We start from the raw sequence: 13,238 nt of genomic DNA, 5'->3' as shown, positions 1-13,238 counted from the left end.
CTAAAGCGTCGGGGCCTCGAGCACGGCAGGCGCAGAGGCCGGCTGCACAGCGCCGCCGCCCGCCTGTTTGCACAGATACATGCTTCGATCTGCATGATCCAGCAAGGCCGCAGCGTCGCTACCGTCGACGGGATAGAGCGCTGTGCCAATGCTGGGATGTATCTGCAGCACATTGCCCTCCAGGTCGAACGGATGGGAAAATGCCGCCAGTATCTTGTTTGCCACCGTGTGGGCGTGGTCCTTCTGACGCCCGCTTTCAAGCAGCACCACAAACTCATCGCCACCCAGGCGAGCCACGGTGTCGGAGGCGCGCACAGAGCCGTGCAGCCGCCCCGCCACCCGTTGCAGCAAGAGGTCGCCCATGGCATGGCCCAGGGTATCGTTGACGCGTTTGAAATCGTCCAGATCCACAAACAGCAAGGACACCAGCGTGCCATCGCGGCGCGCCCGCTCCAGGGCAATCTGCAAGCGGTCCATCAGCACCATGCGATTGGGCAAGCGGGTGAGCGCGTCGAATTGCGCCATCTGCCGCAGGTGTTCGTGTATTTGCTTGCGCTCAATGGCCGTAGCTACCTGGGTGGAGACAAACTGCAGCAATTCCTGATCGGCGCTCGTGTAGGCCCCCTCTTCGCCGTAGCTCTGCAGCACCAGCGCACCAATCACACCGCTCTCGGAGCGCAGAGGCACCCCGAGCCAGTACCTTGCCTGGGGTACTGCATCGGCAGGCGGCGTCTGCACGGACCAGCCATGGCGAGTGTCGGGGGTGATCAGCAAAGGGCTGGCGGTGCGAACCACCTCAGCGCAGCGCGAATCGCTGCAAAGCGGTGCGCCGGGCGCCGCCACACGCTCATTGACATGGTAGGCGTAGCGCAACTCACCACTGGTGGCATCGCGCAGGGCTACCGAGAAGTTGGTTGCCACCATCAAGCGTCCGATGATTTCATGGATATGCTCAAAGAGCGACACCAGGCCTTGTGTAGCATGCGCAGCTTCCGAAATGGCATAGAGCGCTGCCTGCAGGCTCTCGTGCCGCTTGCGTTCGGTGATGTCGTGCGCCACGGCCAGCCGCACCTGCCGGTCGGGCAGCCAGCGTGCGGTCCACCGAATGTGGGCAATGCGCCCGTCCTTGCGCACGTAACGATTTTCAAACTGCAACTGCAAATCGCCCGCCATGATGCTGGCGACCTGGCCCTGCGTGGCGGCCAGGTCGTCTGGGTGCAGCATGTCCAGAATGCGCCGGCCCACCACTTCCTGCGGCGTGTAGCCAAAGATGCGTTCGAAGGCGGCGCTGACGAAAACAATGCGGCTGTCTTCCTGCACGATGCACACGGCATCGAGCAGCAGGTCGATCACCTTCTGCGAAGAAATGTTGTGCATGAGGCTGTCAATATTGTTCATGACACAGTCGTGCAAAGGCTGGGTTGTAGGTGGCTGGACATTGTTGTCCATTGTGCCGCTCTGCGCTGCCCGCCCGAATTGGCCATTTGCGCCCGCCGAGCGGGCCACGCCTGATGCAACGTGATTGGCCGCGTGATTGGGGTACCGGCCGGAGTGCAGGTGCGGCTTCAACTCATGCGCTCGGACGTGATGACATGAACGCCCGGCAACCGCCGGATCGCGGCATCGAGCAAAACTTGGGCAATCTTTGGCGCCGGATTCAACCGCCATCGACGCGGCAAGAACGGGCCAAGCCACGCCAATACCGAAGCGCTCGCTCGTTCTCCTGCACGGACTTCCTGGCGGTCTCCACCGATGAGGCCGGGTCGGACATGGGTGAGGGAAGAAAACTCCAAGGTCTCCAGATCGTGCTCAAGTTCTCCCTTCACCCGGTTGTAGAAGATGCGCGACGATGCGTCGGCACCCAAGGCCGAATTCAACACGTAGGCGGGGGTTCCATGCTGCCGGGCCAGGCGAGCCGCCAGGAGCGGATAGTCATGGTCCACGCGCCGAAAGGCATCCTTGGATCCGGCTTTTGACATGGTGGTGCCCAAGGTGCAGATGATCGCATCCGCCCGCCACCATGGGGCGTCTTCCGGCAGGTGCTCGAAGTCCACAACCGGCGCCTGCAATTTCGGATGTCCGGGCAATTCCTGACGCGAAGGCGCCACCACACCGTCGATTCGATCGTCGGCCAGCGCGAGGCGCAACACATGGCTCCCTACCAGCCCCGTTGCTCCAACAAGCAGAAGTTTCACGCAGAGGCTCCTTTTTCAGTGCGTTTTCTTACCGGGATCTTGCTCTGCGAAGATCCTCCACTGTCTCCCAGCCCGGCTCGCTGGCATGAGACAGCGCGTGCGCGCGTTCATTGGCGCTGCGTCGGACCCGATGACAGCGTTGAACGTTCATTCCACAGCTCGATCATCCGCCGATCCGGGTGATGCCCTGCGAAGCCCAGCGCGCTTACCGATGCCGTGTGCAGAGCAAAGTGCTGGCCTTCGACCAGAGCCAGCCCGATCCAGCGCACGGCAAGCGCTGCACTGAACTGCCCATGCGAGAACAGTGCGATGGTGTCTTGCGTCGTGCAAAGCCGCGAAATCAGCCTGTCGGCCCGCGCGCTGACGTCTGCAGGCGACTCGCCGCCGGGGCAGCCGTCCCGCCAGATGTTCCATTCGGGGTTCTCGCGGCGGATGTCTTCCGAGCTCAGCCCTTCGTAGCGGCCATAGTCCCACTCGGCCAAATCGGGTTCAAGCTCGCTCACCTCCCCAAAGCCGGCGAGCGCACAGGTCTGGCGCGCGCGCAGGCGCGGGCTGACCAGGACGCGCGCAAACGCCAGAGGCCGCAGGCGTGGTGCCAGGGCGCGCGACTCCTCTTCACCATGGGCGGTCAGCCCAAGGTCCGTCACACCGGTGTGTTGGCCGCTGAGCGTCCAGGCGGTTTCCCCGTGGCGCACCAGGTAGATTTTCATGTCGACAGCCCGTCGCTCTCCATCCCAGGGCGCCATGTGCCCTGCGCTGCTGCACCATTGCAGCGGGCTCGGTGGAGCAGCGCTTTTTGCGCGGCGACGCGATTCACGTCGTCGCCAGCCCACAGGCCCAGCGCCGGTTGCTGCAGTGCACGCCCAAACGAGAAAGTGAGCGGCCAGGGCAGTCCATTCGCTGGCAGCGCGGTTTCCGGGCCTTGCGAGCCGGCTCGCAGGTTCATGGCATTCAAGCGAGCCGTGGCCAGCTTGGCCGATTGACCGCTGGACAGGAACGCGATGCCAGCAACGGCGGCTGGTACGCCGCGCCGCAGGCAGCTCAGCGTGGCATCGGCAACCTCTTCCAGCGACGCAGTGCCTGCGCAGGACAGTCCCGGCAGCACCATGTTCGGCTTGAGGACCATTCCCTCCAACACCACCCCCTGACGGTAGAGCTGCTCGAAGACCTGGTGCAGCACCTCGCCCGTGACCTCGCTGCACCGCGCCAGCGTGTGGCCACCGTCCATCAGCACCTCGGGCTCGACGATGGGAACGAGTTGCGCTTCCTGGCAAAGGGCGGCGTAGCGCGCCAGTGCGTGGGCGTTGACGAGCATGCAAGCCCGGCTCGGCAAGCCGTCTCCGATTTTCAGCACCGCGCGCCACTTGGCGAAGCGCGCGCCGCGCGAGGCATAGTGCGCGAGGCGCTCGCGCAAGCCGTCCAGTCCTTCGGTGACTTGCTCATCTGGATGACCCGCAAGCAATTTCGCACCCGCATCGACTTTGATGCCGACCAAGACGCCGGCGCCCTGCAAGACCTCCACAAAGGGCACGCCTTCGGCGGTGCTCTGATGCGAAGTCTCATCGAACAGGATGACTCCACTGATGGCCTCGGACAGGCCAGGTGTGGTCACAAGCAGTTCGCGATAGCGGTGGCGGTTCTCTGGCGTCTGCGCAATGCCGACTTCGGCCAGGCGCCGGTTGCACGTGCCCACGCTCTCGTCCATGGCGAGCAGGCCTTTGCCTGGCGCCATCAGGGCTTGCGCCGTGGCGACCAAGGGAGCAAGTGAAGCGTTCATGGTGCGGTTTCCTTCCAGCGCCAATGGCGCACTTCCGGCATATCCTGGCCGTGCTCGCGGATGTAGCGTCTGTGCCCCACCAGCTTGGCCGCCAGCCTGGCTTTCAAAGCCGCGCCCGCAGCGCCGGTTTGCGGCAGGCGATCGATGGTGTCCATGACCAAGTGGAAGCGATCCAGATCGTTCAGCACCGTCATATCAAATGGCGTGGTGATCGTGCCTTCTTCCTTGTAACCGCGAACATGCAGGTTGTCGTGGTTGGTGCGCCGGTAGGTCAGCCGATGGATCAGCCATGGGTAGCCGTGAAACGCGAAGATGACCGGCTTGCCCTGTGTGAACAGCGCGTCGAACTCTGCGTCCGAGAGTCCATGCGGGTGCTCACTTGGCGGCTGCAGCTTCATCAGATTGACGACATTGACGACCCGGATCCGCAGATCGGGAAGTTCGGTGCGCAAGATGGAGACTGCGGCCAGCGTCTCCAGCGTGGGTACGTCCCCGCAGCAGGCCATCACCACGTCGGGATCGACCTTGGGCGCGCCTTCCGGCGCTTCGTTGCCGGCCCAGTGCCAGGCGCCGATCCCTGCAGCGCAGTGCGCGGCTGCGGCATCCATCGTCAGCCATTGCGGTGCCGGATGTTTGCCCGCGACTACTACGTTAACGTAGTGCCGACTGCGCAGGCAGTGGTCCATCACAGACAGCAGGCAGTTGGCGTCGGGGGCAGGTAGACGCGCACGACTTCGGCCTTCTTGTTGACGACATGGTCGATGAACCCTGGGTCCTGGTGCGTGAACCCGTTATGGTCCTGGCGCCAGACATGCGAGGCCAGCAGGTAGTTCAGCGACGCAATCTTGGGCCGCCAGGGCAGCTCGGCGCTGACCTTGAGCCACTTGGCATGCTGGTTGAACATCGAATCGACGATGTGGATAAAGGCCTCGTAGCAGTTGAACAGGCCGTGCCGCCCGGTGAGCAGATAGCCTTCGAGCCAACCCTCGCACTGGTGTTCGCTGAGCATCTCCATCACCCGCCCCTGGGGCGCCAGCCACTGGTCGCCGGCAGCAGTGGCGGCGTCCCACTGGCGATTGGTGGCTTCGAATACGGCAGCCAAGCCGTTGGAGACGGTCTCGTCTGGCCCGAAGATGCGGAAGTTCCGCTCGGCGTCGTTCAGCTTGGCAACGTCGCGCAGGAATGGGCCGAGCACGCGTGTATCGCCGATGCCCGGAGCGCCCGGCACGGGCACCTCGGCTGCGTATGCGCGGTAGTCGGGCAGATGCAGGTCGCGCAGCAGCAGGCCGCCGTTGGCGTGCGGATTGGCGCCCATGCGCCGCAAGCCGCTCGGTGCCAGCGCGGCGATTTCAGGCTTGAGGCGCCCGTACTCGCCAAAGAGTTCTTCTGGCCGGTAACTGCGCAGCCAGTCTTCCAACTGCTTCAAATGACCGGGGTGATCGGCCGGGTGCAGTGGCACCTGGTGCGAACGAAAATTTCCCTCGTTCGGCTGACCGTCCACCTCCTTCGGACCGGTCCATCCCTTGGGGGAGTTGAGCACGATCATGGGCCAACGGGGGCGCTCCACCACGCCATGTTCGCGTGCTTGGCGCTGCATGTGCTGGATGTCTGCCACGGCTTGGTCCAGCGCTGCGGCCATCAGGGCATGCATCGCCTCGGGCTCATGCCCTTCCACGAAGATGGGCGTCCAGCCGCAGCCGCGAAAAAACTGCTCCAGCTCCTCGCGCGTGATGCGCGCCAGCACCGTTGGGTTGGCGATCTTGTAGCCGTTGAGGTGCAGGATGGGAAGAACTGCGCCGTCGGTCGCCGCATTCAGAAACTTGTTGGAATGCCAAGCGGTGGCGAGCGGGCCGGTCTCGGCCTCGCCATCGCCGACCACGCAGGCAGCGATCAGGTCCGGGTTGTCGAAGACAGCGCCGAATGCATGGCTCAGCGAGTAGCCCAGTTCGCCACCTTCGTGAATCGAACCAGGACACTCGGGCGAGGCGTGGCTGGGTATGCCGCCAGGAAACGAGAACTGCCTGAACAGCTTCTTGAGGCCGGCTTCGTCGCGGCTGATGTCGGGGTAGATCTCGCTGTAGCTGCCCTCAAGATAAGTATTGCCGACCACCGCTGGACCACCGTGGCCCGGGCCCGAGATATAGATCATGTTCAGATCCCCGGCCTTGATCACGCGGTTCAGGTGCGCGTAGATGAAGTTCTGTCCCGGCGTGGTGCCCCAATGCCCGAGCAGCATGGGTTTGACGTCGGCCAAAGTCAGTGGGCGCTTCAGCAAAGGGTTGTCCCACAGAAAGATCTGGCCGACCGACAGGTAGTTGGCGGCGCGCCAATAGGCATCCAACAGGCGCAACGAGGTGCGGTTTTGTTTGTCGTTCATAGGCCCATGCTACGCCCCGCTGGCGGCCAATGCTCATTACCGCATTTGGTAACACGGGAACACGAGAGACCAGCCGCGAAGCGGGCCCAGCCGATGGCACTTTGATCGTCAGCGCAAAGTAAATTGTTCAGAACTTGAGGGTTTTACCAAATTTTATTTATTTGGAAAGATCGGCTATCAGGCCCTTCATTTCCTGAATTTCTTTTTCTTGCGCTTTGATAATTCCGCGCGCCAATTCCCGCACGCGTTCATCCTGAATTTTCGCGCGAGTGCTGGTAAGGATGGCGATGGAGTGGTGAGGAATCATGGCGCGCATATAGGCCACATCCCCTATGGTGGCCTGGCTCCGCACCAATGCGAGCCCGGCAAGAAATAAAACCGCTGCAACGACCAGCACGCCCACGTTTGCGCCCCGGCTCGGATACATTTTCCACATAAACAACATCATTACAGCCGTCATGATGCCTCCCATGATCATCGCCATAAAAAATCTTGTCCAGCTAAAAAAGACGTGACCGATTTCGTAGGTATTCAGATACATGGCACCAAAGCCAATGACCGTAGAGGCACTGACCATGGCCCAGAAGCGCAAGTAGCTTGCTTGGTGGTTTCCTTGATTATTCATGCTATCTCCAATCTTGGTGCAGGGTTGCGCGCCAACCGCCGTGCATTGACGCTACTGCTACAAGCGTTCGGCAACTGTAGGACTTGGTCCAGTGTTGGCCGGCATGCTTCAAAGTGGAGGCCAATCTTCTACATCCGGTGCTCGCGATACACAATTCCATTGGCGAGCTGCAACTCGCGCACGTAGCGCACGATTTCGGCTATTTCACGGTCGCTTGCTTGAGGTTGCGAGGGCATGTCGCCAAAGTTCCAATGGTGGCGGCGGACGCCTTGGCGAACCGCGGAGACAAACGCTCCATCGGGGTGATGGCCCGGGTTGTAAATTTCGTGGAGCAACGGTGGCCCTTTGTCCGTGCCAGTGCCGTTGCTGCCATGACAACGTGCGCAAGTCGCCTCAAACGTGACGAGCCCGGCCCGTGCCATCATGGAATATTCAGGTACTTTAACGGCCTGGGTTGCGTTGGTGGACGTGGCTTGTGAATGCCGTTGGGTCTGCATCCAAAGAAGTGCGGCGCCGCCAGCCAGGGCGGCCACTAGAACGAAGAGCAGCCCCTTCTTGAATGACGAAGTGCTGAAGTTCATATCGTTCTTTCTCTTTAGATTGTATTGATGCAGTCGAAAATGACTGGGCTTAAACCTAGATATATGAGGAGCTGAAGATAATTACCTTCAGCCCCAACCAGTTACTGCTTTCAGTTCACGTAGGTTTCCGAGAAAACCACATGCTCAGTAGCAGAGTGCTGATACTCCGGTTTAGCGGTTTTGTGAGAAATACTGTCGGTGTGGCGAAGTTTTCCATCGGCAACTGTATAGGAGTGTCGCGGCTCCAGATAGCCGGCGTCTCCGCCCAGCTGAATTCCGCTAGAACCATCGACCTTACTTTGAAGGGACAATTGATAATCCTGCATCACCTTTGCACGTGTGACGGTGCTGGGGATATTGTGTTCAATAAATCCAATCTCACCTCCCACCCAATGAAGAGACTGAGAGGCGAAGACTGACGTTGCGGATGCACTTGCGAAAAGCGTAGCGATGGCGAGGTTACGAATATTCATCTTAGATTCCTTATCGAGTTTTATGGACGCATGCTTTCATCCTGAAAGCAGCGGGTGATGTCAAAAATGAATCACTGAAACTAATGTAGAGTCAAAGCACCGACATTCAGATATCCAACAAATTACACTTCGGTAAGGCGCGCATCGAGCCTAGCGGGGCCCATGGAAAATCATTCCGGAAACATGAAATCCGGCATCCACATGCAGCACTTCGCCGGTGATGCCCGATGCGTAGTCGCTCGCCGGCATCAGCACTGCGCGGCCCACTTCGCCGGCATCGACCACCCGCCGCAGCGGCGCCCTACGTACAGACTCGTTAAGCAATTCGTCAAAGTGCCCGATGCGGCGCGCGTTTGGACTGCGCTCGCAGAAAGGGCATTGACGCGAATGTTGCTTCCCTGAGTTCGTGGGGCCGTATAGCGCACTGAGCTTTCAAGGGCGGCCTTGACAGGTCTCGCACTCGCTTCTCAAAACTTGTCCACCTTCGCGCTGCGCAAGCGCAGTGCATTCGTGATGACCGAAAACGAGCTCAGGCTCATTGCCAGCGCGGCAATCAGCGGCGACAGCAGCCAGCCGGTCAACGGGAACAGCACCCCTGCCGCCAGCGGCACGCCAAGTGCGTTGTAGATGAAGGCAAAGCCCAGGTTCTGCTTCATATTCGCCACCGTGGCGACCGACAACGCCCGCGCTGTGGCGATGCCACGCAAGTCCCCCTTGACCAGGGTCAGCTGAGCGCTGTTCATCGCTACATCGGTTCCGGTGCCCATCGCAATGCCGACGTCGGCACGTGCCAGCGCCGGTGCGTCGTTGATGCCGTCGCCAGCCATGGCGACGACACCACCTTCCTTCTGCAGCTTCTCGACGAGTGCCACCTTGTCTGCCGGCTTGACCTCACCATGTATCTCGTCAATGCCCAGGCGTTTGCCGACCGCACGTGCCGTGGTCAAGCCGTCGCCGGTGGCCATCACGATGCGCAACCCCGATTTGCGCAGCGCGTTCAGGGCGTCAAGTGTCGTCGCCTTGATCGGGTCGGATACCGCCAGCAGTCCCGCCAATTGCCCATCAACCGCCAGGTGCATCACGCTGGCGCCCTGTGCGCGCAATGCTTCGGCCTGCGCCTTCAGTGCATCCACCTTCACGCCGAGTTGATCCATCAGCGCGGTGTTTCCCAAAGCCAGCGCCTTGCCTTCCACCGTACCGCGCACGCCAATACCAGATTCAGAATCGAACTGCTCGGGCTTGGCCAGCGTCAAGCCTTGGTCTCGCGCCGCAGCGACGATGGCTGCAGCCAGCGGATGTTCGCTGCCTTGGTCAAGGCTGGCCGCCAGGCGCAGGACCTCGTCCTCCTCGTGCCCCTGCGCGGCAACGGCGCGCTCGTAGGTCGGGCGCCCCTCGGTCAGCGTACCGGTCTTGTCGACAATCAGCGTATCGATCTTGCGCAGATTCTCGATCGCCGCAGCGTCGCGGAACAGCACTCCACTTGTTGCGCCTTTACCGGTGGCAACCATGATGGACATCGGCGTGGCCAGGCCGAGCGCGCAGGGGCAGGCGATGATCAGCACCGCCACCGCATTGATCAAGCCGTAGACCCAACCCTGCTCGGGTCCGAAGAGACCCCAGGCGAAAAAGGTCAGCACGGCGATGGCGACGACGGCCATGACGAAGTAGCCAGCGACCATGTCGGCCATGCGCTGCATCGGTGCGCGCGAGCGCTGCGCCTGCGCGACCATCTGGACGATTTGCGACAGCACGGTCGCCGAGCCGACATGTTCGGAGCGCATCACCAGTGCGCCACTGGTGTTCATCGTTGCGCCGATCAATTTGTCGCCGGCGCGCTTCCTCACTGGCATGGGCTCGCCGGTGAGCATCGATTCATCGAGTGCACTGCTGCCTTCGACAACGATGCCGTCGACCGGCACTTTTTCTCCCGGACGCACACGCAGCAGGTCGCCGACATGCACATGGGCAAGCGGGACATCTTCCTCGGTACCGTCGGCAGCAATGCGCCGTGCCGTCTTGGGTGCCAGGCCCAGCAGCGACTTGATTGCGGCTGAGGTCTGCGAGCGCGCCTTCAGCTCCAGGATCTGGCCCAACAAGGTCAATGAAATGATGACCGCCGCCGCCTCGAAATACACCGCAACGATGCCATTGGTGACGAAGGTCGCCGGAAAGATATGCGGTGCGACGGTCGCCACCACGCTGTAGACGAAGGCGACGCTGGTGCCCAAGCCGATCAGGGTCCACATGTTGGGACTGCGGTTGATCACCGACTGCACGCCGCGCACGTAAAACGGCCAGCCAGCCCACAAGGCGATAGGCAAGGTCAACACCAGTTCAATCCAGGGCTGTGTGCCTGTGGGGAACAAACCGAGCCGGTGACCGCCCATGGCCAGAAAGGTCACGACCGCCGTGAATGGCAAAGTCCACCAGAAGCGGCGCGTAAAGTCGACCAGCTCCGGGTTTTCATCGTCATCCAGCGTCGGCATCTCCGGCTCCAGCGCCATGCCGCATTTGGGGCAACTGCCGGGATGGTCCTGCCGAATCTCGGGGTGCATCGGGCAGGTATAGATCGTGCCGGCAACGGCTGGAGCGGCATCCACCGGCGCTGTCGAGGCAAGGTACTGCAGCGGGTTCGCCGCGAACTTGCCTTGGCACTTGGCGCTGCAGAAGTAATAGGGCTGCCCTTCGTGCTCAAGGTGATGCTCGGACTGCTCCGTCACCGTCATACCGCACACGGGGTCTTTGAGGCTTGCTGGGTTTGATGTCGGCGGCGGGCTATGGTGCTTGTTCCCCTCGTGTGCATGGCTTGTGAGCGTGTTCATGGCGTTATTCCTTCTTATTGGTGAGATCGGCGGGCGGTGCGGCGTGACCACCGTGCCCGCCGTGACCGTGGAACAAATGCATCAACGGGCACGCCAGCAGCAGCAGGTAAATCCAGTTGCCGGCGACATGGCTCCAGTGCTCGCGCAGGAGGTAGAAACCGCCGACCAAGGCAACCATGACCAGTGCAAGCTTGAAAGGCCGGCCCAGTGCGATGCCTTTGTTCCGCACGCTCCGGTGCGTGCCCGGCAAACGGTCTTCCGAATTCCTGTCAGACAGCTCTTGCGTGTTGCCAAGGTGCTCGTGGTGGGTGCTGTGCATGTCGTTAGCTCCTTCCTCGACAGCCGAAACGATTGGCGTCGGTCTATGGTGTCTAAGATAAGCCTTGACATCATGTGAATGTCAAGGCTTCTTTGGCGCCGTACTCAGGCCTTTGGATCGGCGTCGCGATCGAGCAGTTGCTTGCGTTGCTCGTACTCGTCAACTGAGACCTCGCCGTTGGCAAGGCGCCGCTTCAGCACCTCGTGTGGCGACTCGGGCGGGCTGCCGCGTTGGTCGTCTGACCGCCCCCACCCGTAGAACACGAAGACGCCGATCAGCGCGAGCCAGAAGAGCCACCAAAACCAATGCATGCCCCCCATGTGGGTGCCGTCGTAAAACATGTGCACCTCCTTGGGCCTCAGTTGCCGGTCGTCGCAGGCGCGGTCAACAGGGCTTTGACGCGTTGCAGTCGCTCGTGCACCTCATGGGCGACTTTGGCGACTTCGGGGTTGCTGGTCATCTGCAGCACGGCCACCGGGTCCATGAAGCCGACGACCAGGCCCCCGTCAGCCTCTTCGCGAACGACGACGTTGCACGGCAGCAGCAGGCCAATATCAGGTTCGGCGTCCAGCGCGCGGTGCGCCAGTGGTGGGTTGCAGGCGCCGAGGATGCGGTACGGCCGCCCCTCGATGCCGAGCTTGCTCTTCATCGTGGCCTGCACATCGATTTCGGTCAGGATGCCGAAACCTTCGGTCTTCAGCGCTTCGGTAACGCGGGCGACCGCTGCCGCAAAGTCCTTGTCGCCGATTGCGCAATGAAAGCCGTAGGCGACTGCTGTCGGCTGTGCAGGGGTGTTGGGTGAAGGTTGCATGGTTGGCCCCTTACTTCGTTGCCGGGACCGATGGCATGCGGTCCATCATCATCTGCATCATGGACTGCATCATGTCCATGCGCTGTTCCAGTATGCCCCGGCGCGCGGCCATGTCGGCAGGGTTGCCGGCTGTGGCACCGGCACCCATGCTGCCCATGCTGCCCATGCCGCCCATGCTGCCCATGCTGCCCATGCTGCCCATCATGTTCATGCCGCTCTGCATGAGCTTCATGTGTTCGGCCATCAAGGCATTGCGCTCGTCGGGCGTCTTGGCGACCATCATCTGCTCGTGCATCTGCTGCATGGCTTTCATCTGATCGGCACCGCCTTGCATGGGCGCCATTCCACCCATTCCTTTGCCAATACCAGGAGTGCTGGGACTGGCCTGCGTGACTTGCTCACTCGCTGCCGATGCGGGGTGGTGGCTGTCGTGCTGCTCGTCGTTGGCGGCCCACGCGGACGTGGTCATCGTGATGGCGGCAACAGCGGAGAAGATTGAGATGGTGCGAACGAAGTTCATTTGAGGCTCCTGGTCATGGGGATCGACGGTAGGAAATGCATCGGTTGGGATGCGGTAAGAGTTGTCCAGACTCCGGCTAAATGCGCGGACTTTTGCTCCGCACTCAGGCACAGAGTCGATTCAATGAAAGGTTGACTTGCTGCGGATCGAAACTGGAGGGAGGGTTCAATGGACCTCCACCGTTCCGACCATGCCGGCCTCCTTATGGCCCGGCACCAGGCAGGCGTAGGTCACCGTTCCTGCCTTTCCAAATTGCCAGACAATGCCGCCGCGTTGTCCCGGAGCCAGAGTGATCTGGTTCGCCTCCTTGTGCGCCATGCCGGGCATTTTTTTCATCATTTCGGCGTGCTCAGCAATCTCTTCGGACGTGCCAATCACCATCTCATGCGGCACCTTGCCCTTGTTGACGATGAAGAAGCGCACGGTCTCACCGGCTTTGACACTCAGGTCGCCTGGCGTGAAGCGCATCGTGTCGTCCATCTCAACTGCAATCGTCCGACTAACCCTGGACGCATCACCCGCCATGCCAGCCAGCGATGCATGCATGTCGTTGTGCATCTCCTGCATACCAGCCATGGCGTGGCCAGCCGCCGGCGCAGTGCCTGCTTTCGCATCGCCATGCGAGCCGTGGTCCCCGGCGGCGAATGCGAAAGCCGGCAGCGCTGAGAGGGCCAGCGTACAGATCAATTTATTCATTTAGAAATTCCAAGTTAAAGATTTAGCGTTCTGCCAAGTGCG

General features: G+C 61.4%; 13 protein-coding genes and 2 pseudogenes. All 15 read right to left on the bottom strand.

From position 1 onward, the window contains the following. Entirely contained in the window at positions 1-1,398 is a 1,398-nt protein-coding gene (locus tag C6571_RS10915) for a sensor domain-containing protein (RefSeq protein ID WP_245901256.1), read from the bottom strand. Between the two features lie 167 nt (positions 1,399-1,565). Next, entirely contained in the window at positions 1,566-2,195 is a 630-nt protein-coding gene (locus C6571_RS10910; RefSeq protein ID WP_106446703.1) for a Rossmann-fold NAD(P)-binding domain-containing protein, read from the bottom strand. A gap of 107 nt (positions 2,196-2,302) precedes the next feature. Continuing rightward, positions 2,303-2,905 carry a histidine phosphatase family protein gene (locus tag C6571_RS10905; protein WP_211300627.1) on the bottom strand — a complete coding sequence of 201 codons (603 nt, stop codon included), beginning with the start codon at positions 2,903-2,905 and terminating at the stop codon, positions 2,303-2,305. After that, positions 2,902-3,972 (bottom strand): class I fructose-bisphosphate aldolase, encoded by a 1,071-nt coding sequence (locus C6571_RS10900; RefSeq protein WP_106446701.1) that lies wholly within the window; start codon positions 3,970-3,972, stop codon positions 2,902-2,904. Before C6571_RS10900 ends, C6571_RS10905 begins: the two co-directional genes overlap by 4 nt. Further along, positions 3,969-6,349: pseudogene (locus C6571_RS10895) on the bottom strand (phosphoketolase family protein). Before C6571_RS10895 ends, C6571_RS10900 begins: the two are co-directional and overlap by 4 nt. A gap of 157 nt (positions 6,350-6,506) precedes the next feature. Further along, positions 6,507-6,974, bottom strand: a complete 468-nt coding sequence (locus tag C6571_RS10890) for a DUF305 domain-containing protein (protein ID WP_106446700.1) — start codon at positions 6,972-6,974, stop codon at positions 6,507-6,509. Positions 6,975-7,102: 128 nt separating this feature from the next. After that, positions 7,103-7,555 (bottom strand): c-type cytochrome, encoded by a 453-nt coding sequence (locus tag C6571_RS10885; protein ID WP_211300626.1) that lies wholly within the window; start codon positions 7,553-7,555, stop codon positions 7,103-7,105. A gap of 110 nt (positions 7,556-7,665) precedes the next feature. Then, positions 7,666-8,028, bottom strand: coding sequence for a hypothetical protein (locus tag C6571_RS19505; RefSeq protein WP_146139327.1), 363 nt, complete (start codon positions 8,026-8,028; stop codon positions 7,666-7,668). Between the two features lie 150 nt (positions 8,029-8,178). After that, positions 8,179-8,453: pseudogene (locus C6571_RS19995) on the bottom strand (SDR family oxidoreductase). Positions 8,454-8,495: 42 nt separating this feature from the next. Then, positions 8,496-10,850, bottom strand: coding sequence for a heavy metal translocating P-type ATPase (locus C6571_RS10870; RefSeq protein WP_106446698.1), 2,355 nt, complete (start codon positions 10,848-10,850; stop codon positions 8,496-8,498). A gap of 4 nt (positions 10,851-10,854) precedes the next feature. Continuing rightward, on the bottom strand, positions 10,855-11,079 hold the full coding sequence (locus C6571_RS20250) for a DUF2933 domain-containing protein (protein ID WP_475909483.1): 225 nt from the start codon (positions 11,077-11,079) through the stop codon (positions 10,855-10,857). A gap of 194 nt (positions 11,080-11,273) precedes the next feature. Continuing rightward, positions 11,274-11,510: an SHOCT domain-containing protein gene (locus tag C6571_RS10860; RefSeq protein WP_245901255.1), complete on the bottom strand. Its 237-nt coding sequence runs from the start codon at positions 11,508-11,510 to the stop codon at positions 11,274-11,276. A gap of 17 nt (positions 11,511-11,527) precedes the next feature. Continuing rightward, entirely contained in the window at positions 11,528-11,980 is a 453-nt protein-coding gene (locus tag C6571_RS10855) for a DUF302 domain-containing protein (protein WP_106446695.1), read from the bottom strand. Positions 11,981-11,990: 10 nt separating this feature from the next. After that, positions 11,991-12,500, bottom strand: coding sequence for a hypothetical protein (locus C6571_RS10850; RefSeq protein ID WP_106446694.1), 510 nt, complete (start codon positions 12,498-12,500; stop codon positions 11,991-11,993). 165 nt (positions 12,501-12,665) lie between these two features. Further along, positions 12,666-13,196, bottom strand: coding sequence for a cupredoxin domain-containing protein (locus C6571_RS10845; protein ID WP_106446693.1), 531 nt, complete (start codon positions 13,194-13,196; stop codon positions 12,666-12,668). Positions 13,197-13,238 lie beyond the last annotated feature (42 nt).

The organism is Simplicispira suum (assembly GCF_003008595.1).
In the GTDB taxonomy this organism is placed as follows: Bacteria; Pseudomonadota; Gammaproteobacteria; order Burkholderiales; family Burkholderiaceae_C; genus Simplicispira; species Simplicispira suum.
This window is presented reverse-complemented; position numbering and strand designations above follow the sequence as displayed.